The organism is Nocardia farcinica, from assembly GCF_001182745.1.
In the GTDB taxonomy this organism is placed as follows: Bacteria; Actinomycetota; Actinomycetes; order Mycobacteriales; family Mycobacteriaceae; genus Nocardia; species Nocardia farcinica.
This window is the reverse complement of the sequence record NZ_LN868938.1, coordinates 2,387,317-2,407,591: the sequence shown is the minus strand read 5'-3', so window position 1 is coordinate 2,407,591 and position 20,275 is coordinate 2,387,317. Positions and strand designations below refer to the sequence as shown.

Here is a 20,275-nt window from a genome sequence, read left to right as displayed (position 1 = left end):
GGGCGATATCGCGATGTGATAGCGAAACCGCATGTCCGGGCGCCGGCCCGCGTAGGGTTCACCCCGAAGGGCGCGGTGCACCGCGCGAGCCGAGAACACCAGGAGGAGCGGATGTCGATTATCGATAAGCTCAAGGAGTTGGTCGGCAAGAACCCCGACCGCGTCAAGGGCGGCATCGACAAGGCCGGCGACATGTTCGACCAGCGCACCGGCGGCAAGTACGCCGACCACGTGGACAAGGGCCAGCAGAAGGCCAAGGACTACCTCGACCGGCCGAATCAGCAGCCGTAGCGCACCCGCCGTCGGCCCCGGATCGCATCCCGATCCGGGGCCGCCGCGTGCGTCGGGTCAGCGCCGGCGCGCCGCCTCGATGGCCTCGAACTTGGCGAGGTTGTGGCGGGCGTCGGCGAGCGCGTCGTGGGCGTCCGGTGGGACCGGCGGCAGTTCCGGGCGGCCGTGGGCCTCCCAGTGCTGGCGCAGCTCGTTGGTGTAGCGCGGCAGCAGGCTGGGCAGGTCGGTCATCGAGCCCCACAGCTGGCACAGCGCCACGTGGTCGTAGGCGCCCACCCAGGCCCACAGTTCCGGCTGCACCGAGGAACGCGGGATGAGGAATTTGTAGAGCTCGTCGCGGATCTGCGCCCGACTGCGCCAGCGCGGTGAGGCGGGCGGCGGCAGCTGCGGCAGCACGTGCTTGCGCACCCACGGCCCGGCCCGCTCGGGATCGAATTCGGTGGACACCGCGTAGTATTCGCGTCCGTCCTCGCAGACGACCCCGATGGAGACCAGGTCGATGACCCGGCCGTCCTCGATGAATTCGCAGTCGTAGAAGTAGCGCAGCGAGATCGACCTCTCCTCGTCGTCGGGTCCGGGTTGTCCGGTGCGGGGACGGTTCCCCCGGACGGTCACCCTATGCGCACCGGTTGCCCCCGCCCGCGCAAGGGCCTCCACGGGTGGGTGGGGATGCACCCTCGGTGGAGGTATCTCACCCCTCCCGAGGGGTGTCGGCCGAGGCGGCGGTACGTATTCTGAACTGGTGAACTGGACCGTCGACGTACCCATCGATCGCTTGCCGGAGCTGCCGCCGCTGCCGGCCGAGCTGCGCAGGCGCCTGGACGACGCGCTGGCGCGTCCCGCGCTGCAGCAGCCGTCGTGGGACCCGGAACAGGCGGCGAAGATGCGCACCGTGCTGGAGAGTGTGCCGCCGATCTGCGTGCCCGCCGAGGTCGAGGAGCTGCGCGAGCGGCTGGCCGAGGTCGCCAGGGGCGAGGCGTTCCTGATGCAGGGCGGCGATTGCGCCGAGACGTTCGCCGACAACACCGAGCCGCACATCCGCGGCAACATCCGCACGCTGTTGCAGATGGCGGTGGTGCTCACCTACGGGGCGAGCCTGCCGGTGGTGAAGGTGGCCCGTATCGCGGGCCAGTACGCCAAGCCGCGCTCGTCCGACACCGACGCGCTCGGCCTGAAGTCCTACCGCGGCGACATGGTGAACTCGCTGGTCGCCGACGCCGCGCTGCGCGAGCACGACCCGTCGCGGCTGGTCCGCGCCTACGCCAACGCCAGCGCCGCGATGAACCTGGTGCGGGCGCTGACCAACGCGGGCATGGCCGACCTGCACAAGGTGCACGACTGGAACCGCGATTTCGTGGCGCAGTCGCCCGCGGGCGCGCGCTACGAGGCGCTGGCCGAGGAGATCGATCGCGGCCTGGCCTTCATGACCGCCTGCCGGGTGAACGACCCGAGCCTGCAGTCGGCCCGGATCTACGCCAGCCACGAGGCACTGGTGCTCGACTACGAGCGCGCCATGCTGCGGCTGAGCGACCACCCGGTGACCGGTGAGCCGCTGCTCTACGACCTGTCCGCGCACTTCCTGTGGATCGGCGAGCGCACCCGCCAGCTCGACGGCGCGCACATCGCGTTCGCCGAGCTGCTGGCCAACCCGATCGGTCTCAAGATCGGCCCGAGCACCACCCCGGAGCAGGCGGTCGAGTACGTCGAGCGGCTGGACCCGAAGAACGAACCGGGCCGGCTGACGATCGTCTCGCGCATGGGCAACACCAAGGTGCGCGACGCGCTGCCGCCGATCATCGAGAAGGTGCAGGCCACCGGCCACCAGGTGATCTGGCAGTGCGACCCGATGCACGGCAACACCCACGAGGCCTCCACCGGGTTCAAGACCCGCCACTTCGACCGGATCGTCGACGAGGTGCAGGGCTTCTTCGAGGTGCACCACGCGCTGGGCACCCATCCGGGCGGCCTGCACATCGAGCTGACCGGCGAGGACGTCACCGAATGCCTCGGTGGCGCCCAGGACATCTCCGATCTGGATCTGAGCGGCCGCTACGAGACCGCCTGCGACCCGCGCCTGAACACCCAGCAGTCGCTGGAGCTGGCGTTCCTGGTCGCGGAGATGCTGCGCTGAGACGCCCCCGCGCGGGCCGCGGGCCGCGGAGCGCCGGCCCGCGCTCGGGGATCAGGGCAGGGCGACCAGGGTGACGGTGGTGCCCGGCTCGACCTTGCTCGACGCCGACGGACTCTGTGAGATGACCACCGAACTGTCACGCGGGGTGAGCTGGCGGACCTGCACGTGCAGGCCGAGTCCCTCCAGCTTCGCCCGCGCCTCGGCCACGTTCTGCCCGAGCACGCCGGGGATCTTCACCGCGTTGGACACCAACAGTGTGATCGCCTGGCCGGAATCGACCGTGGTGCCGATGGCCGGCTCGGTGCCGATCACGCTGCCGGATTCGATCGCGCGGTCGTAGCGGGTGACGGTCTCACCCACACCGAGCCCGGCCGCGGTGAGCGCGGCGATGGCCTCCTCGGTGGTCTTGCCGCGCACGTCCGGCACCGGCACCGGTTGGGCGCCGTTGCTGCGGAAGATCTTGACCTGCGCGTTCATCGGCAGCACGGTGCCGGGCGCCGGGTCGACCTTCGCCAGGGTGCCCTCCGGTGCACTGCTGCCCGCCTCCCCGGCCTGCACCGGGGTGAGTCCTGCTTCGCGGATCAGGTCGACGACCGTGTCGATCGCATCGCCCGGCTGCACCTGCGGCACCCGGGGTTTGCCGTTGGACACCAGCACCGCGACCGTGGAGCCCTTGGTGACCTTGGATCCGGCGGGCGGATCGCTGCCGACCACCCCGCCCACCGGAACGGTGTCGGAGGCCTTGGGCCTGGTCTCGGCGTCGAACCCGGCGGCGGCCATGGCCTGGGTGGCCTCGTCGGTGGTGAGCCCGGCCACCGGCGGCACGGCGGCGTAGCGGCCGACGCCGAGCCACCAGCCGCCGAGGCCGACCAGCAGGGTGAGCACCGCGACGATCGCGACCCAGATCAGGGTGGTGCGCCGGGACCGCTGCCGGTCGGGGGTGTAGGGCGGATACGGCGGGGGCTGGCGGTGGGCCACCGGGCGCGGGTCGGCCGGGCCCGGATACGGCGCCGGATCGTCGCGCCGCGGATGCGGGCTCGTGACCACCTTGGTGTGCTGGGTGTGCGGCGGCGCCGGAGCCGGGGCGACCGCGACCGGGGCCGGTGTGCGCGGCCCGTCCGGGCTCGGCACGGCGCGGTAGCGGGCGCTGAGATGTTCGGCGGAGTCCTGCGGGGCGGGGACGCGATACGGCGGCAGGTTCAGCACGGCCGCGATCCGGCGGAGCTCGGCGACCATCTCGTTGGCGTCGGCGAACCGGTGCGCGGGTTCGCGCGCGGTGGCGCGGGCGACCAGCTCGTCGAATTCCGGTGGCACACCGGCGATGAACTGTCCCGGGCTCGGCACGTCCTTCTCCACCCGCTGGTAGGCCACCGAGAGGGAGTTGTCGCCGGTGAACGGCACCCGGCCGGTGAGCAGCTCGAAGATCAGGATGCCGAAGGCGTAGACGTCGCTGCGCGCATCGGCGCTGCCCGCGGTGACCTGTTCGGGGGAGAGGTAGGCGGCGGTGCCCAGGATGACGCTGGCGGAGGTGGTGTTGGCGGCGGCGACCGCGCGGACCAGGCCGAAGTCGGCGATCTTCACCTCGCCGGAATCGGAGATGAGCACGTTCTCCGGCTTGATGTCGCGGTGCACCAGGCCGTCGGCGTGGGCGACGCCGATCGCGGCCAGCACCGGTTCGGCCACCGCGCGCACCGCGTGCGGCGGCATCGGGCCGCGTTCGCGCAGCAGCTCGCGCAGTGTGCCGCCCTCCACCAATTCCATGATGAGGAACGGATGTTCGCCGTCCACGCCCTGGTCGTAGACGGCCACCAGCGAGGGGTGCTTGAGCCGGGCGACGGTGCGCGCCTCCAGCTCGAAGCGGGTGAGGAACTGCGGGTCGCCCGCGAACTTGGGGTCCATCACCTTGATGGCGACGGGGCGGTCGAGTCGGGTGTCGACGCCGCGGAAGACCATGGACATGCCGCCCCGCGCGATCGGCGCGTCAATCCGGTAGCGCCCGTCCAGCATCTGCCCGATCACGTGATGGTCCTCCGCATTCCTCGGCCGCGCTCTGCGACCCCCTGATCGTAACCATCCGCCCCGGCGGCGCCCGGTCCGTCGTCGCGCAGGGCGTGTGCCTGCGGGTTCCCGGGTGACGGGCGACGCGGCGCACCGGCTACCGTTGGGGGAGTGAGTGCATTCCCTTGCAGCGAAGACGTGCTTCCGGCGTCGGTGACCTTGTTGCCACTGCCCGAGGTGGCCGATCGGCTCGGGATCGTGGTGACCCGGGTGCATCAGATGCTGCGCGATCATCAGCTGATCGCGGTGCGCCGTGACGGCGTGGCCGGTGTGCCGGAGGTCTTCTTCGACGACAGCGGCGCGGTGGTCAAGTCGCTGCCCGGCCTGATCACGGTCATGAAGGACGCCAAGTACACCGACGAGGAGATCCTGGAGTGGATCTTCACCGACGACGAGACGCTGCCCGGTAAGCCCGTCGAGGCGTTGCACGGGCCGCTGGCGCGCGAGGTGCTGCGCCGCGCCGCCGCCGAACCGTTCTGAGCGTCGGCGCCGATCCGCGATGTCCGGCTGAGGTGCCCCGCTCACCGATGGGCGGGTGGCCTGCTCCGCACAGCCCCTATCCGAGGTGGCTGAGCGGCCGGTCAGCGGCCGAGACCGAGTATTCCCGCCGCGAGTTCGCGCGCCGCGACCGCCGCGCGTCGGCGGCGCGGCACCACGGCGCGGGCGGTGAACACCGCGTAGCCGGAGTCCTCGATGCGGTCGAGGATCGCGGCGTAGAGGGCACTGGCGGTGCGGATGGCGGGGCGCACGCGCGGCGTGAGCAGGTCGACGCCCGGGGCCGCGCGACGGTAGAGGTCGCGATTCACCGCGATCAGATGCGCCAGCGCGCGACGGACCCGCGGGTCGGTGTGGCCGGTGGCGCGGCAGTGCCCGAGCAGTTCGTCGGTGACACCGAACGCGGCCAGCTCCGCGGCGGGCAGGTAGACGCGGCCGCGATCGAGATCCTCGGCGACATCGCGCAGGAAGTTGGTGAGCTGGAAGGCTTCGCCCAGCGCGGCGGCCGCGGGCTCGGCCGCGGCGCGCGGCCCCACCGTGCCCAGCACCGGCACCATCTGCAAGCCGATCGCCGCCGCCGAACCACGCATGTACTCGCGCAGCTCGGCCATGTCGGCGTAGCGCGCCCGGAACGTGGACGAGCCGGGCACGTCCATCCGCATCGAGTCGAGAAACGTCCAGAAGTGCTGCGGGGCAATCTCGTAGCGCGCGACGGTGTCGGCGAGCGCGGCCAGGACGTGCGGCCACTCGGCGGGCAACCGCGGGTCGAGCGCCGCGCGCGCCGGCCGATCGGCCTGCGTGCGGCCGTGCTCGGCTGCTGCCGGGCACGGTGCGCCCGGCGTCGTGGAGCCGTCGGCCGGCCGTGGCACATCGGTGCCGGCCGGGGCGAGGGGTGCCGCCCCCGCGCGTCCGGCGGCGTTCGAGGACCGCCGGCCGGGCGCGTCGGCGGAGGTGATCGGTGCGGCGGGCGCGCCGGGTGCTGCCGTGGCGCGGGGTACGTCCGGGCGGGCGGGCGCGGCGAGGGCGGCGCGGAGCCGGTCCTCGACGACGTCCAGCGCGGCGACCGGGTCACCGCCGCCCGCCGGACCCGGCACGTCGACGATGTCGTCCACCAGGCGGGCGAAGGCGTACAGCGCGTGCACGGCGGGCCGCTGCGCCGGGGTCAGCAGGCGGGTGGCCAGGAAGTAGGTGCGGCCGTGGTCGGCGGCGATCCGGCGGCAGGTGCGATAGGCGGGCGCGAGGTCCGCCGGTGCCGGGTCGACCGGGCGGGTGCCGCTCACGCTCGGGAGACGCGGGCCGCCGCCGGCGCGGGCGGCGGGTTGGCGCGCAGTCGCAGCGGGTCGACCTGGCGCAGCGAGAGCGCGGCCACCACCGCGACGAAGGTCGCCGCCGCGACATGCCAGAAGTTGTACAGGCCGATCGAGCCGTCCGGCTGGAACACCAGCATCAGCCAGGTACACACGCCCACCAACGCCATCAATGTCGTCGTCGACAGCGCGAAACCGGCGGCCAGCGCCAGCGGCCACGAGTAGTACCAGGGCAGCGCGGCGGGGGAGAGGATCACGATCGCCACGAACGCGATGAGGATGCCGAACACGGCCTCGCGCTCGCTGTGCCGGAACCGCCACCAGGTCGCCACCAGCACCACCACCAGCGCCAGCGCGCACAGCGCCCGGGTCACGGTGAGTACCGACTCCAGCCGCAACGGGGTGATCCACGTGGTCGCGTGCGCCATCACGGTGGGCAGCGAGAGCCAGTTGATGATCTTCTTCGACCCCGACAGCGCGGTCAGCCAGCCGATGCCGACACCGGCGATGGCCGAGGCCGCCACGAACACCAACGCGAACACGCTCAAGCCGAGCCCGGCGATCTTGGCGAAGGTCAGCACGGGATGCGGCATGTCCGGGGTGGCCTTGGCGGCGTCGTCGGCGGTGCCCGCGGTCGCGTCGAGGTCCCGGCCCGCGCGTTCGGCGGCGCGGCGCTCCCGTTCGTGCAGCATCCAGATCCACACCAGGAACGGCAGCGCGACGCCCGCGGTGGCCTTGATGGCGACGCCGATCGCGACCACGACGATGCCCGCGACGTGGTGGCGTTCGAGCACCAGCGCGATGCCCGCGCACATCAGCCCCACCATCAGCATCTCGTTGTGCACGCCGCCGATCAGGTGGATCAGCACCAGCGGGTTGAGCACCGCCAGCCACAGCGCCACCGTCGGCTTGCCGCCGAGATGTTTGGTCAGGTACGGCACCGCCCACATCATCAGCGCCAGGCCGGGCAGCATCACCAGCCGCAGCGCGATGGTGCCCGCGACCACGTTGTCGCCGGTGATCGCGGTGATCGCGCGGCCGAGCAGCAGGAAGACCGGACCGTAGGGCGCGGTGGTGGTGGTCCACACCGGGCTCACGTTGTCCAGCAGCACACCGGGATTGGCGACCGGGCCCACCTGGTAGGGGTCGAATCCGTCGCGCAGCAGCGCGCCCTGCGCCAGGTAGGAGTAGGCGTCGCGGCTGAACATCGGCACCGCGAACAGCAGCGGGAAGATCCAGATGCCGACGATCGCGCGCAACTCGTTGAGCGTCACGTGGCCGGGCCGCTCGCCGAAGCCGATCGTGGTGCGGCCCAGTCGCACCCAGGCGGTGATCATCAGCAACACGCCGATCCAGATCACGATCGTCGACAGCGCGTACCCGTGCCCGAACCGCAACCACGACAGGTGCAGCGCCTCGAGTAGCGGATCGCGTTTGCGGACGCTGCCCGCGCCGAAGCCGCCGAAGGTGATCATCAGCGCGCCGAGGAAGCCGAGCAGGGCCGCGTGGCCTTCGGGGCTGCGCGCGAAGTCGGCGTAGGTCTGCATCCGCGAGCGCAGGCCGGGCCGGGCGTCGAGACCGCCGGGCCCGGGACGGGAGGTCCCGGTGGAACCGCTGGTCACGGTCTCGGCGGAGGTCGCTGCGCTCGTCTCGGGGGGATGCATGTCGTGTCGGTCCCCCCGGCAAGGTCGGCGGCCGCAACCGCGAGCGAATAGGTCGGCAGACAGTTTAATGGGTGGCTGTGGACGTCAGCGGGCTGGTACGGGCCGTTTCGCCGACGAGGTGCCCGCGGGCGCCGGTGATCCGGTTTGCCGCGAGTTTCCCCGACAGCACGACGGTCGGCACGCCCACCCCCGGCGTGGTGCCGCAACCGGCCAGCACCACGTTGTCGGCGAAGGCCGGGAAGTTGCGGGTGCGGAACGGCCCGGTCTGGCGGAACAGGTGCGCCGCGGAGAACGGGCTCCCGTCCAGCATCCCCTGATCGCGCCAGGTGGCCGGGGTGTCGAGGTGGTCGACGGTGAAGTGCTCGGCGATCCCGCGGTAGCCGCGTCCCTCCAGCACCGTCAGCAGTTCGCGCAGATAGGGGCGGCCCAGCCGGTCCCAGTCCAGCGGCGCGGCGGCCAGATTCGGGCAGGGCGCCAGCAGCGAGAACGGCTCGTGCCTGCCGTCGGCGCGGTCGACGATCAGCGCGGGGTCGGTGAGCGCGGGCCGCGTCAGCAGCAGCGAGGGGTCGCTCATCAGCCGTCCGCCGCGGCGCGCGGCGATCTCGCGGAAGGTCTGCTCCCAGGCCGCGCCGAACTCGATGGTGTGGTGCGCCTGCACCGGCCAGCGCGCGGCGACCGCGGCGGGCACGGTGCCGTGCGCGACCACCGCCGACGGCGAGGCGCGCAGTCCCCGCCTGCGCCTGCCGCCGAAGCGCTCGAGCGAGCCGAGATCGGCGGTGAGCACCACCGCGTCGCACGGCACCGAGCCGCCGTCGGCCAACCGCACCCGCTGGGCCCGCCTGCCGCGGTAGTCGATGCCGTCCGCCTCGGTGCCCAACCGCAGCGTGCCGCCCGCGGCGGTGAACGCCGAGGCCATCGTCTCGGCGATGGCCCGCATTCCGCCGCGCGGGAAGTACACGCCGAGCGCGGTGTCCATGTGCGGGATGGCGCCGTAGACCGCGAGCGCGTCGGCGGGCGACATGCCCGCGTAGAGGGCCTGGAAGGTGAACAGCCGGGCCAGGCGCGCGTCGGTGAGCAGCGTGCCGACCTTCGGCCCGAGCTTGCCGAAGCCGCCGAGGCGGATCAGGTCCAGCAGCGCCGCGCGTTTGGCGGGGAGTCGCACCATGTCCAGCGGGGAATCGAAGTTGGTGTCCATGAACTCGCCGAACTCGGCCCGGTAGATGCGGGCCAGCCAGCGGCGCAGCTCCCGGTAGCGGCTGGCCTCGGCGGGACCGCAGGTGCGCGCCACCTCCGCGGCCATCCGGTCGGGGTCGGCGAAGACGCGGATGTCGGAGCCGTCGGCGAAGCGGGCGTGGTAGCTCGGCGCCATCGCCAGGATGTCGAGCGGCACCGGAGCGGAGTCGACGGTGTGGCCGACCGCGGCGAGCGCGTCGGCCACCACCTCGGGCAGCGTCAGCACGGTGGCGCCGGAATCGATCTCGTAATCCGGCCCGCGGTAGCGGCCGACCCGCCCGCCGGGGTGATCGGCGCGCTCCAGCAGCGTCACCTGCCTGCCCGCCCCGGTCAGATACAGCGCCGCGGCGAGACCGGCCAGGCCCGCGCCGATCACGACGACTCGATCGGTCGGCCCCGCAACGGTTTTCATCTGTCGACGTCCTCGCTTCCTACACCCCGCGGATACCTGCCCCGCGCGCCCGCACCGGCGCGCTCGGTCCGCCGTCCCGTGCCTGCCGGTCGGTCGGCGGTCCACTCGCGCGACGGTACCCGCGATGCCCGGGTGACCCCGGACACGGGTGCGCCGCGGGTCAGTCCTCGGCGGACTCGTCCTCCGGCAGCGCGGAGCAGGACCGGGGCACCCGGATACCCCGCCGCGTCGGCAGCGAGGCGCCGAGGATCACCCGGCGTTCGGTGATGGCGGCCACGGCCTTGCCGCGGCGCTTGGCGGTGCTGCGCGGGGCGGGCCCGGCGCCGACAGCTATCACCCGATGGGCGGGCGCCACAACGGCTTTCATGCGGTCCTCCTGGTAGCGGCCAACGCCATCCCGCGCAGGGTCTGCTTCGCGGCGGGCGCGGCCGAACTGGTTTCCAATGCGGCAAGGCCGCGGTCGGTGAGATCGGCGATGCGGCGTTCCACATCGTCGACGGCGCCGAGATCGATGAGCACGGCGCGTAAGCGTTCCACTTCCTCGGCAGCCAGATCGGTGCCGATGCTGGTCCGCAGCAAGGATGCCGCGGCGGGATCGGTGGCGTCGGCGCGGCGCAGCGCCTCGGCGAGCAACACGGTGCGCTTGCCCTCGCGCAGGTCGTCACCGGAGGGCTTGCCGGTGACCTCGGGATCCCCGAACACCCCGAGCAGGTCGTCGCGCAGCTGGAAGGCGACGCCGATGTCGGTGCCGAAGGTCCGGTAGGCCGCGACCAGCTCGGTGTCGGCGTCGGCGATCGCGGCACCCAGGTGCAGCGGCCGTTCGACGGTGTAGGCGGCGGTCTTGTAGCGGTTGATCCGCAGCGCGGCCTCCACCGAATCGTCGCGGCCCGCCTCGCCGTTGATGTCGAGCAGCTGCCCGCCGAGCACCTCGGTGCGCATCAGCGCCCAGACCGGGGCGAAGCGGCCGATCGCGGCCGCGTCGAGGCCCGAGGCGTGCACCATGTCGTCGGCCCAGGCCAACGCGAGATCGCCGATCAGGATGGCGACGCTGACGCCGAAGTGCGCGGGGTCGCCGGTCCAGCCGCGCTCGCGGTGGCGCTGCTCGAAGTCGACGTGCACGGTCGGGAAGCGGCGGCGGGTGCGCGAGGAATCGATGATGTCGTCGTGCACCAGCGCGCAGGCCTGCACGAGTTCGAGCGCGGCACAGGCGGTGAGCACCGCGTCCGCCTCGGGAGCCGTCGGGCTGCCACCCGCACCGAGCCACCCCGTCCACGCGAACGCGGGCCGGGTGCGCTTGCCGCCGCGCAGCACGAACGCCTCCAGCGCGTCGGCGGCCTCCTCGAACACCGGGCCGAGTGCGCGGACCGCGGGACGGCGGCTGGTGAAGAAGTCGCTCAGCACCGCCTGCACGGAGGCGACGAATTCCGCGGACCCCAGGGTCGGCGCGGGCGCCCCGGCGACCGGGGTTCGTGTCGGAGTACCGGGTCCGGCGGACAGGGGAACCTCCAGGGTCACGGGTGTGGGAGCGCTGTGCGGGGCCGGGTGAGAGTGCCGCCGTAACGAAGAATACGCGCCCGCGCGCGGGGTGCGGATGTCAACCTCCCTACTCTCAGGAAAGGCGCGCTACCAGGCATTCCGCGTCCGAACGTATGAGCGGACGGACCCGCGGGCCGCCCCCACTACACTGGACCGGTGACTTTCGATCCCGCGCCGCCGCACGCCGCAGGCACCCCCTCGGTGGTGCAGAGCTTGCGCGCCCACGCCGGCCGGTCGGTGCCGTTCTCCGTCGAGTTCAACCCCCCGCGCGACGCGGCAGGCGAGGCCAGGCTCTGGCGCGCGGTGCGCGAGTTCGAGCGGATGCACCCGGCGTTCGTCTCGATGACCTACGGCGCGGGCGGCTCCACCAAGGATCGCACCGTGCGGGTCACCGGCCAGCTGGCGCAGGAGACCACCCTGCTGCCGGTGGCCCACCTGACCGCCGTCGGGCACAGCGTGGCCGAGCTGCGCTCGCTGGTCGGCGCCTACGCCGACTCCGGGATCCGCAACATCCTGGTGCTGCGCGGCGACCCGCCGGGCGACCCGCTGGGCGAATGGCACAAGCACCCCGAGGGCGTGGAGTACGCCGAGGAACTGGTGCGGATCGTGCGTGACCTCGGCGATTTCCACGTCGGCGTCGCCTCGTTCCCCCAGGGGCACCACCGATCGCCGGACCTGGCCACCGACACCGCTTTCCTGGCCGCGAAACTGCGTGCGGGCGCGGAATATTCGATCACCCAGATGTTCTTCGAGGTCGAGCACTACCTGCGGCTGCGCGACCGGTTGGCGGCGCTCGACCCGGCCGAGGGCGCCAAACCGATCATCCCCGAGCTGATGCCGATCACCTCGCTGCGCACCGTCACCCGCGCCGAGGAGCTGTGCGGGCGCCCGCTGCCCGCCGCCGTGCTGGACCGGCTGCGGCGCGCCGCGGGCGACGGCCCGGAGGAGGATCGCGCCGCGGTGCGTGAGGTCGGCATCGAGATCGCCACCGAGATGGCGCAGCGGCTCATCGACGAGGGCGCGCCCTGCCTGCACTTCATCACCCTGAACTTCGCCAAGGCGACCAGCGAGGTCCTCACCAACCTCGGCTACGGAGTCACCGCCGCCCCCGTCCGGGCGTGACCGTCGCGGGCGGCGGGTGGTAGTCCCCACGCCTCGGCGAGCAGCCGGTGCGAGGCCAGGCGGGCGGCGTGGTCGTGGGTGACGCTGGTGACGAGCAGTTCGTTCGCGCCGGTGGCCCGCTGCAACGCGCCGAGCCGTTCCACCACCGTGGCCGGGCTGCCGACGAACTGGGTGGCCAGCCGGTCCTCGACCAGCCTGCGCTGATCGGGCGTGAGCGGCGCGGCGGTGTCGGGATCGAGGATCTCGGCCGCGCCGCCGCCCGCGCGGATGCTGTGCACCCAGTGGCCGTACGTCGAGGCCAGATGCCGGGCGGTGGCGTCGTCCTCGGCGACCACGACATCGGCCGAGACCACCACGTACGGCTCGGCCAGCTGCACCGACGGGCGGAAGGCGGCCCGATAGGCGGCCACCGCCTCCAGCGCCGTGCCGGGTGCGGTGTGGTAGGCCGCCGCGAACGGCAGGCCGAGCCTGCCCGCGAGTTCCGCGCTCTCGCCACCGCTGCTGCCGAACAGCCACAGTTGCACCCGCGCGCCCTCGCCGGGCACCGCGTGCAGCGGCACACCGTCGGCGCTGACGTAGGTGCCGTCCAGCAACGCCCGGATCTCGGCGATCTGCGCGGCGAAATCGAGCGGTTCGGCGCCGGGCAGGTGCAGGGCGGCCAGCCCGGCCAGGTAGCGGCGGCGGTCGCCGAGCCCGCGTGGATCGAAGGCCGGCGGCACCACCACGCCGTCGCGGACCGTGGTGCGGCCGGTGGCGGCGTCGTCGACCGGGTGCGCGCCCTCGGGCGCGCCCGCCTCCGCGCCGAATTGGGCGCGCCGGTGCCCGGACCGGCCGATGCCCAGGTCCAGCCGCCCCGGGTGCAGCGCGTCGACGGTGCCGAAGCCCTCCACGATCGACGCCGAGGTGTGGTGTCCCAGCTGCACCGCTCCCGATCCCACCCGGATGCGGGAGGTGGCCGCGGCCACCAGCGCGATCAGCGTGATCGGGCTGGCGCTGGCCACGGCGACGAAATGGTGTTCGGCCAGCCAGTACCGGTGATAACCCCACTCCTCGGCCTTGCGCGCCAACTCGACGGTGTTGCGCAACGCCTGACGCGGGGAGGAGCCCGCGCTCACCGGAGCGAGGTCGAGAACCGACAGCGGCACGGTCATCGCGGCGCCCCGCCCAGCCGCGGATCCTGTTCGCCCGCTTCGATCGCCACCCGCAGCCGGTTCTGTTCCGGCGCCACCGGGCAGGTCGCGAAATCGGTGAAGGCGCACGGCAGGTTCACCGCCCGGTTGAAGTCGAGCACGACCGCGCCCTCGGCGTCGGGGGCGGGCAGCGTCAGCGACCGCGCCGCCGGATAGGTGGTCACGCCGCTGGTCGCGTCGGTGAACAGGATGCGCAGATCGGCGCCGGTGCGGAAGACGACGACCTGTTCGGTCACCGCGCCCACGGCGAACTCCACCACGCCGACGGCCTGGTGCTGGTGTTCGAGCCCGTCGATGACCGCGCCGGTGGTGACCGTCCGTGGCGCGGCGAAGGCGGTGAAGCGTCCGGGCAGCACCCAGCGCGGGTCGGGCGCATAGGCCGGGACGCCGGTGAACCGCGCCAGCGCGGGCGCGGCCGGATCGTGCACCCGCACGGCGTGGCGGCCGGTGCGGCGGATGACCTCGAGGATGCGGCGCTCGTGGCGCACCGGTACGCCGGGTCCGCCCTCGACGGGCGTCAGGATCCGCACTCCCGCGATGTCGCTGCCCTCGGCGATCAGCCGGTCGCCCGGTTGCGCGGTGATGAACACCTTGTCGTCGGTGACCCACCAGGTGCCGGGCAGACCGTCGAAGTGCTCGGGGCGATCGGACAGCCAGTGCAGGGCGGTCAGGCTCAGGAAGCCGAGCGGGTCGCGCAGCTGGTCTTCGCGGGCACGGTGCCAGTGCGCCCAGTCGGTCTCGAAACCGGTCGCGGTGCTTGTGGTCATGACGCTCGGGCTCCTTCGGGTGCGGTGCGGTGACGGTGGGGGTGGGGCAGACCGAGGTGGTCGCGCAGCGTGGCGCCGCGGTACTCGGTGCGGAAACTGCCGCGGTCCTGCAGTTCCGGGACGACCCGGTCGACGAACTCGTCGAGGCCCGCGGGCGTGAGGTGGGGGACGAGGATGAACCCGTCGGCGGCGTCGGTCTGCACGTATTCGTCGATCTCGGCGGCCACCTGGGCGGGGGTGCCGACGAACTGCTGGCGGGCGGTGACCTCGATGACGAGTTCGCGGATGCTCAGCCCCTCGGCCGCGGCCTTCTCCCGCCAGGCCGCCGCGACGGCGCGCGGGTCCTTGGCGTGCCGCACCCGGCCGCGGGTGATCTCCACGTCGCCGGTGGGTTCCAGGTCGGGCAGCGGACCGTCCGGGTCGTAGCCGGACAGGTCCCGGCCCCACACCTGTTCCAGGAACGCCAGCGCGGTCTGCGGCCCCACCTGCTGGAGCCGGATGTGGCGGGCACGCTCCTGGGCCTCCTCGGCGGTGTCGCCGAGGACGAAGGTGGCGGCCGGGAAGATCTTCAGGTGTTCGGGCCTGCGGCCGTACTTGGCCAGCCTGCCCTTGACGTCGGCGTAGAAGGCGCGGCCCGCGGCCGGCGTGCCGTGCGCGGTGAAGATGGCATCGGCGGCGGCCGCACCGAATTCGCGGCCCTCGTCGGAGTCGCCCGCCTGCAACAGCACGGGATGCCCTTGCGGGCTCGGCGGCACCACGAACGGCGCCGCGATGTCGAACTGGCTGCCCCGGTACCGGGTTTCGGGGATCGCGTGCGCGAACACGCCCGCCGCGCGATCGACCACCAGCGCGTCGGCGGGCCAGCTGTCCCACAGCGCCCGGCTGAGTTCGACGACCTCGGCGGCGCGCCGGTAGCGGTCGGCGTGCTCGAGATATCCGCCGCGGCGGAAGTTCTCGCCGGTGAACGCGTCGGAGGAGGTGACAACGTTCCAGGCCGCCCGGCCGCCGGAGAGGTGGTCCAGCGAGGCGAACTGTTTGGCCAGCTCGAAGGGCTCGTTGTAGGTGGAGTTGATGGTTCCCGCCAGGCCGAGCCGCTCGGTGACCCCGGCCAGGGCGTTGAGCACGGTGAAGGTGTCCGGCCTGCCGACGACGTCCAGGTCGTGGATGCGGCCGCGGTGCTCGCGCAGCCGCAGTCCCTCGGCGAGGAAGAAGAAGTCGAACAGGCCGCGTTCGGCGGTGCGGGCGAGATGCTCGAAGGAGGCGAAATCGATCTGGCTGCCCGAGTCCGGGTCGCTCCAGACGGTGGTGTTGTTGACGCCGGGGAAGTGCGCGGCCAGGTGCACCTGTTTACGGGGCCGGGTCATGACGGCGTTCCTTCCGTGCGTGCCGCGGCGTAGCGGCTGGGTGGGCGGGGCAGGCCGATCCGCTCGCGCAGCGAACCCGCCGCGCCGGTGGGGTCCGGCGGGTCCGAGGCGAGCAGGCGCAGTGCCGCGGGCACCGCCAGCGGGCGCAGCACCACGCCGTCGGCGGCGCCGGACCCGGCCAGGTCGGCCAGCAGCTGCCGCAGCGAGCCGGGGGTGCCGATGTGGCGCAGGCCGGTGGCGGCGGGACGAATCGACGGCGCGGCCCAGCGGTCGAGCTGCTCGAGGTCGGCGTGCGCGTCCTCGGCGCGCTCGGCCAAGTGCACGTCGAGGTCCAGGAGCACGGTGAGGGTGTCGGGGTCGCGGCCCGCGCCGAGCGCGGCCTGGCGCAGCGCGGTCCGGCGGGCGTGCGCGGCGTCCAGATCCGGTGGGGCGATGCGGAGCAGGTCGGCGCGGCGCACCGCCACGCCGATGGCGGCGCCGTCGTCGGCGCGGACGGCCACGACCGGTTGCCCCTGCGGCGAACGCGGGGTGATCGAGGGCCCCTTCACCGAGAAGTACTCGCCGACGAAGTCGATGTAGTGCAGTTTGGCGCGGTCGATGAAGCGCCCGGTCGCGACGTCGCGGATCTCGGCGTCGTCCTCCCAGGAATCCCACAGCCGGGTGACCACCTCGATCGCGTCGTCGGCCTCGCGCCACAGCTGCGCCGCCTGCTGCGGCCCCTTGCGCCCGAACGCCTTGGCCTGCGCGGCGCCGGGCGAGACGGCGACCTCCCAGCCCGCGCGGCCCCGCGTCGCGAAATCCAGTGCGGCAACGGCTTTGGACACGTGGAAGGGCTCGGTGTGGGTGACGGTGACCTGCGGCACCAGACCGATGCGGCCGGTGGCGGCCGCGGCGCGCGCGGCGACGGCGACCGCGTCCAGCCTGCCCCGCACCACCGCGGGGCCGCCGGGTTGCAGGCCGAAGGAATCGGGCAGGAAGACCGCGTCGAGCCCGGCGCGTTCGGCCGCGGTGATCGCCGACACCCAGTACGGCGCGCCGAACAGGTCCTCGGCGCGTGAGTCGGCCCGTCGCCAGGAGGCGGGGTGGGCGCCGGTGCCGACGAGTTCGATCCCGTGGAAGAACGCGGGGCGGTGCTGCGGTTGCGCCATCAGGACGGTCCTTTCCGGGACAGCTGGGGGTGGGGGATCGCCGCGAGCAGCTCGGCGGTGTACTCGTGGCGCGGCGCGTCGAATATCGCCGCCGTCGGCCCGGATTCGACGACCTTCCCGTGCCGCATCACCGCCACGTGGTCGCTGATGCGCCGGACCACCGCGAGGTCGTGGGAGATGAACAGGTAGCTCACATCCAGCTCGGATTGCAGGCGTTCGAGCAGGTCGAGGATCTGGGCCTGCACCGAGGCGTCCAACGCCGAGACCGGTTCGTCGAGGACCAGCAGGTCGGGGTGCAGCGCCAGCGCGCGGGCGATCGCGACGCGTTGACGTTGGCCGCCGGAGAGTTCGGCCGGGCGGCGGACGGCGTAGTGCTCGGGCAACGCGACCTGTCCGAGCAGTTCCCGCACCCGGGCCCGGCGGGCGGCCCGGTCGCCGATGCCGAAGGCGCGCAACGGCTCGGCGATGATCGTGGCCAGCGACTGGCGTGGATCCAGCGAGCCGTAGGGATTCTGGTACACCACCTGGAAGCGCCTGCGCAGCGCACGCAACCGTGCGCCGCGCACGGCGGTGATGTCGTGCCCGTCGAAGGTCACGCTGCCACGGTCGGCGCCGGTCAGCCGCAACGCGATCCGCGCCGTGGTGGACTTGCCCGACCCGGATTCGCCGACCAGCGCCAGCGTTTCCCCACGGCGCAGTTCGAAGCCGACCCCGTCCACCGCGGTGACCGTGCCCGCGGGCGTGCGGTAGCGCTTGTGCACCTCGCGCAGCACCAGCAGCGGCGCACCGGTCGCCGGGCGGGCCGGGCGCGCGGGCGCGGGGCGCAGGCTCGGCGAGGCGGCCAGCAACCGCGCGGTGTAGGGATGCCGTGGCGCGGTGAGCAGGTCGGCGGGACGGCCGGACTCCACGATCTCCCCGTCGGCCAGCACTACGAGCCGGTCGGCCCGCTCGGCGGCCATCGCCAGGTCGTGGGTGATCAGCAGCACGGCGGTGCCGCGCGCGCCGATCCGCTCGGCCAGCCGGTCGAGCACCCGGCGTGCCACCGTCGCGTCCAGGGCACTGGTGGGTTCGTCGGCGATGATCAGCTCCGGTCCGCAGGCCAGCGCGATGGCGATGAGCACCCGCTGGCGTTGCCCCCCGGACAGCTCGTGCGGATAGCGCCGCTCCCAGCGCTGCGACCGCTCCAAGCCCACCTCGTCGAGCAGGTCGAGGACGCGGGCGCGGGCGGTGCGCGGATCGGCCAGGCCGTGCACGCGCAGCGCTTCGGCGATCTGATCGCCCACCCGCCGCACCGGGTTCAGCGACAGCCCGGGATCCTGGGGGACGAAGCCGATCCTGGCCCCCCGCAGCCGCCGCAGCGTGCGCTCGTCGGCGGTGTCGACGCGCAGCCCGGCGAACTCGATGTGGCCGCCGCCGACTCGCGCGGCCCGCGGCAGCAGGCCGATCACCGCGTGCGCGAGCGTCGATTTGCCCGAACCGGATTCGCCGACCAACGCCACCACCTCGCCGGGAGCGACCGTCAGCGAGGCGCCGGCCAGCGCGGTCACCGCGCCGCCGCCGCTGCGATAGGTCACCCGCAGCTGGTCGATCCGCAGCAGTTCGCTCATACTGTGCCCGATTCCGCCTGAGTGGGGCGGCCTGCGTGGTGATGCTGCGCTGCCGCCTCCGGCCGCTGACCCACTCATGCGGTCCGGCTCCGCTCCACGGCGCGGCCCAGGTGCTGGGCCGCGAGCACGACCACGACGATCACCAGACCGGGCAGGGTGGTCAGCCACCAGGCACCGGCCAGGTAGTTGCGGCCCTCCGAGATCAACGAACCCCACTCCGGGGTCGGCGGTTTCGCGCCGTAGCCGAGGAAGCTCAGCGCCGAGACCGCCAGGACCGCCATGCCGAACTCCACCGCCGCCAGCGCGAGCACCGGACGGTAGGCGTTGGGCAGGATGTGGCGGGCGAGCACGACATACCAGCGCACCCCGCTCGCGCGCGCCGCTTCCACGTAGGTCGCGGTGCGCACCCGCAGCACCTCCGAGCGCATCACCCGGGCGAAGTTCGCCACCAGCGAGACGCCCACGGCGATCGCCACATTCGCGGTGCCGAAGCCGAGCGCGGTCACCAGGGCGAGCGAGAGCAGCAGCGCCGGAATGGACAGCAGCACGTCGACCACGCGCATCGTCACCGCGTCCACCACGCCACCCAGCGCGCCGGCCAGCAGACCGAGCAGCGCACCGGCCACCAGGGCGATCGCCACCGCCGAGACCGTGGCGGTGAGCGAGAGCCCCGCGCCGTGCACCACCCGGGTGTAGAGGTCGCGGCCGAGGTTGTCGGTGCCGAACCAGTGGTCCGGACTCGGCGGGCGCAGCTTCTCGGCGGGTACCCCGGTCAACGGGTCACCACCGGCGAACACCGACGGGAACAGCGCCCATCCGAGCACCAGCACCGTCACCGCCGCCGACACCACCAGCCCGGCATTGGCCCGCACCGACTGCGGGGCCGGGCGCGCGCCGCGCCACCACGCGGCCACCGCGCCCAGCGCCGCCGCCGGTCCCGCGCCCGAGACGATCCTGCGGTCAGACACCGGCAGGCACCTCCTCCCGCCCGGCGGCGCTCGGCACGCGCCCCACGCCCGTCGTGGTGATGCGCGGATCCAGCAGCGGATACACCAGATCGACGACGAGGTTGACGCTGACGAACACCAGCGCGGTGACCATCACGATGCCCTGTACCACCGGAATGTCCTGGGCCAGCACCGAAGTCTGGGTGAGGCGGCCAAGCCCCTCGCGGGCGAACACCGTCTCCACCACCACCGACCCGGCCAGCAGGTTGCCCACCAGCACGCCACCGATGGTCAGCGTCGGTATCGCGGCCGGCCGGGCCACATGCCTGCGCTGCACCCACCACCGGGACGCGCCCTTGGCCAGCGCCACCTCCGTGAACGGTTGCCGCCAGGTCGATTCCAGGCCCGCGGTGAGCACCTGGGCGAGCACGGCGCCGATCGGCACCGCCAGCGTGATCGCGGGCAGCAGGGTGCCGCGCAGCCCGTCACCGCCGAACGCCGGCGCCAGCCGCCAGTGGAAGGAGAACAGCTGCAACAGGATCAGGCCCGTCCAGAACGTCGGAACCGACACACCCATCGGCGGCAGCGCGGTGAGCACACCGCGCAGCCACGGCCTGCGGGTATAGGTCGCCGCGAACGCCACGATCACCCCGCCCGCCACGGCCAGCGCCAGCGCCAGCGACGCCAGCGCCAGCGTGGCGGGCAGCACCGCGCCGATCGCCGTCGTCACCGGGCGGCCGGAGGCGATGGAGTAGCCGAGATCGCCCCGCACGGCGTGGGTCAGCGCGGTGCCGTACTGCTCCCACAGCGGCCGGTCCAGCCCGTAGCGTGCCTGGAGTTCGGCGATGGCGGCCTGGTCGACCGGCGTGCCGGTCCCGCCCGCGTCCGCGGCGATCGCGACCGGATCGGCGGGCAGCAGGTAGAGCACCACGAACGACAGCGTGAACGCCGCCCACAGCACCCACAACGCTTGCAGCACCCGCGAGATCAGATAGCGCGCCAT

Annotated in this window: 18 protein-coding genes; 4 read left to right on the top strand and 14 right to left on the bottom strand. The window is 73.1% G+C overall.

From position 1 onward, the window contains the following. The first annotated feature begins 111 nt into the window (after nt 1-111). The gene (locus tag AMO33_RS11665) at nt 112-291 is read left to right on the top strand and encodes an antitoxin (protein ID WP_041559999.1); all 180 of its coding nucleotides are present in this window, start codon (nt 112-114) and stop codon (nt 289-291) included. A 57-nt stretch (nt 292-348) separates the two neighbouring features. Here AMO33_RS11665 and AMO33_RS11660 read toward each other — a convergent pair whose 3' ends face one another. Next, complete coding sequence (locus AMO33_RS11660) at nt 349-837, bottom strand: polyadenylate-specific 3'-exoribonuclease AS (protein WP_041560810.1); 489 nt, start codon at nt 835-837, stop codon at nt 349-351. Nucleotides 838-1,033: 196 nt separating this feature from the next. On the opposite strand from AMO33_RS11660, the gene AMO33_RS11655 reads away from it, so the two are divergent. After that, a complete protein-coding gene (locus AMO33_RS11655; RefSeq protein ID WP_011208263.1) occupies nt 1,034-2,422 on the top strand; it encodes a class II 3-deoxy-7-phosphoheptulonate synthase in 1,389 nt (462 codons plus the stop codon). Between the two features lie 51 nt (nt 2,423-2,473). Here AMO33_RS11655 and pknB read toward each other — a convergent pair whose 3' ends face one another. Further along, complete coding sequence (gene pknB / locus AMO33_RS11650; protein WP_197657699.1) at nt 2,474-4,441, bottom strand: Stk1 family PASTA domain-containing Ser/Thr kinase; 1,968 nt, start codon at nt 4,439-4,441, stop codon at nt 2,474-2,476. 150 nt (nt 4,442-4,591) lie between these two features. On the opposite strand from pknB, the gene AMO33_RS11645 reads away from it, so the two are divergent. Next, nucleotides 4,592-4,960, top strand: coding sequence for an Rv2175c family DNA-binding protein (locus tag AMO33_RS11645; RefSeq protein ID WP_011208265.1), 369 nt, complete (start codon nt 4,592-4,594; stop codon nt 4,958-4,960). 101 nt (nt 4,961-5,061) lie between these two features. Here the strand turns inward: AMO33_RS11645 and AMO33_RS11640 are convergent, their stop codons facing one another. The 5 genes from AMO33_RS11640 to AMO33_RS11620 form a co-directional block, all read right to left on the bottom strand. After that, nucleotides 5,062-6,255 (bottom strand): phytoene/squalene synthase family protein, encoded by a 1,194-nt coding sequence (locus AMO33_RS11640; protein WP_060592556.1) that lies wholly within the window; start codon nt 6,253-6,255, stop codon nt 5,062-5,064. Continuing rightward, on the bottom strand, nt 6,252-7,946 hold the full coding sequence (locus tag AMO33_RS11635) for an alpha-(1->6)-mannopyranosyltransferase A (protein WP_107103098.1): 1,695 nt from the start codon (nt 7,944-7,946) through the stop codon (nt 6,252-6,254). The genes AMO33_RS11640 and AMO33_RS11635 overlap by 4 nt, the downstream gene beginning before the upstream one ends. A gap of 64 nt (nt 7,947-8,010) precedes the next feature. Then, nucleotides 8,011-9,591, bottom strand: coding sequence for a phytoene desaturase family protein (gene crtI / locus AMO33_RS11630; RefSeq protein ID WP_060592554.1), 1,581 nt, complete (start codon nt 9,589-9,591; stop codon nt 8,011-8,013). A gap of 160 nt (nt 9,592-9,751) precedes the next feature. Further along, nucleotides 9,752-9,958 carry a hypothetical protein gene (locus tag AMO33_RS11625; RefSeq protein ID WP_011208269.1) on the bottom strand — a complete coding sequence of 69 codons (207 nt, stop codon included), beginning with the start codon at nt 9,956-9,958 and terminating at the stop codon, nt 9,752-9,754. After that, a complete protein-coding gene (locus AMO33_RS11620) occupies nt 9,955-11,100 on the bottom strand; it encodes a polyprenyl synthetase family protein (protein WP_170916199.1) in 1,146 nt (381 codons plus the stop codon). The genes AMO33_RS11625 and AMO33_RS11620 overlap by 4 nt, the downstream gene beginning before the upstream one ends. A 183-nt stretch (nt 11,101-11,283) precedes the next feature. Here AMO33_RS11620 and AMO33_RS11615 point away from each other — a divergent pair, with 183 nt between their 5' ends. Then, complete coding sequence (locus tag AMO33_RS11615) at nt 11,284-12,249, top strand: methylenetetrahydrofolate reductase (protein WP_076574024.1); 966 nt, start codon at nt 11,284-11,286, stop codon at nt 12,247-12,249. On the opposite strand, the gene AMO33_RS11610 is transcribed toward AMO33_RS11615, so the two are convergent. The 7 genes from AMO33_RS11610 to AMO33_RS11580 form a co-directional block, all read right to left on the bottom strand. Further along, nucleotides 12,216-13,400: an LLM class flavin-dependent oxidoreductase gene (locus AMO33_RS11610; RefSeq protein ID WP_060592552.1), complete on the bottom strand. Its 1,185-nt coding sequence runs from the start codon at nt 13,398-13,400 to the stop codon at nt 12,216-12,218. The two genes, AMO33_RS11615 and AMO33_RS11610, sit on opposite strands and share 34 nt — an antisense overlap. Then, nucleotides 13,397-14,206, bottom strand: coding sequence for a DUF1684 domain-containing protein (locus tag AMO33_RS11605; protein WP_011208273.1), 810 nt, complete (start codon nt 14,204-14,206; stop codon nt 13,397-13,399). The genes AMO33_RS11610 and AMO33_RS11605 overlap by 4 nt, the downstream gene beginning before the upstream one ends. Then, on the bottom strand, nt 14,203-15,570 hold the full coding sequence (locus AMO33_RS11600; protein ID WP_060592551.1) for an NtaA/DmoA family FMN-dependent monooxygenase: 1,368 nt from the start codon (nt 15,568-15,570) through the stop codon (nt 14,203-14,205). Before AMO33_RS11600 ends, AMO33_RS11605 begins: the two co-directional genes overlap by 4 nt. Next, the gene (locus AMO33_RS11595; protein WP_060592549.1) at nt 15,567-16,718 is read right to left on the bottom strand and encodes an LLM class flavin-dependent oxidoreductase; all 1,152 of its coding nucleotides are present in this window, start codon (nt 16,716-16,718) and stop codon (nt 15,567-15,569) included. Before AMO33_RS11595 ends, AMO33_RS11600 begins: the two co-directional genes overlap by 4 nt. After that, nucleotides 16,718-18,325, bottom strand: coding sequence for a dipeptide ABC transporter ATP-binding protein (locus AMO33_RS11590; RefSeq protein WP_060592547.1), 1,608 nt, complete (start codon nt 18,323-18,325; stop codon nt 16,718-16,720). Before AMO33_RS11590 ends, AMO33_RS11595 begins: the two co-directional genes overlap by 1 nt. 74 nt (nt 18,326-18,399) lie before the next feature. Further along, nucleotides 18,400-19,248: an ABC transporter permease gene (locus AMO33_RS11585; RefSeq protein ID WP_170916197.1), complete on the bottom strand. Its 849-nt coding sequence runs from the start codon at nt 19,246-19,248 to the stop codon at nt 18,400-18,402. Between the two features lie 37 nt (nt 19,249-19,285). Further along, nucleotides 19,286-20,275, bottom strand: a complete 990-nt coding sequence (locus AMO33_RS11580) for an ABC transporter permease (RefSeq protein WP_060592546.1) — start codon at nt 20,273-20,275, stop codon at nt 19,286-19,288.

Excerpts from the sequence above, each read along its gene's own strand:
- AMO33_RS11665 (WP_041559999.1), top strand. The coding sequence starts at position 112 with ATGTCGATTATCGATAAGCTCAAGGAGTTGGTCGGCAAGAACCCCGAC.
- AMO33_RS11635 (WP_107103098.1), bottom strand. The coding sequence starts at position 7,946 with ATGCATCCCCCCGAGACGAGCGCAGCGACCTCCGCCGAGACCGTGACC.
- crtI (WP_060592554.1), bottom strand. The coding sequence starts at position 9,591 with ATGAAAACCGTTGCGGGGCCGACCGATCGAGTCGTCGTGATCGGCGCG.
- AMO33_RS11625 (WP_011208269.1), bottom strand. The coding sequence starts at position 9,958 with ATGAAAGCCGTTGTGGCGCCCGCCCATCGGGTGATAGCTGTCGGCGCC.
- AMO33_RS11610 (WP_060592552.1), bottom strand. The coding sequence starts at position 13,400 with ATGACCGTGCCGCTGTCGGTTCTCGACCTCGCTCCGGTGAGCGCGGGC.
- AMO33_RS11605 (WP_011208273.1), bottom strand. The coding sequence starts at position 14,206 with ATGACCACAAGCACCGCGACCGGTTTCGAGACCGACTGGGCGCACTGG.
- AMO33_RS11600 (WP_060592551.1), bottom strand. The coding sequence starts at position 15,570 with ATGACCCGGCCCCGTAAACAGGTGCACCTGGCCGCGCACTTCCCCGGC.
- AMO33_RS11595 (WP_060592549.1), bottom strand. The coding sequence starts at position 16,718 with ATGGCGCAACCGCAGCACCGCCCCGCGTTCTTCCACGGGATCGAACTC.
- AMO33_RS11590 (WP_060592547.1), bottom strand. The coding sequence starts at position 18,325 with ATGAGCGAACTGCTGCGGATCGACCAGCTGCGGGTGACCTATCGCAGC.
- AMO33_RS11580 (WP_060592546.1), bottom strand. The coding sequence starts at position 20,275 with ATGGCGCGCTATCTGATCTCGCGGGTGCTGCAAGCGTTGTGGGTGCTG.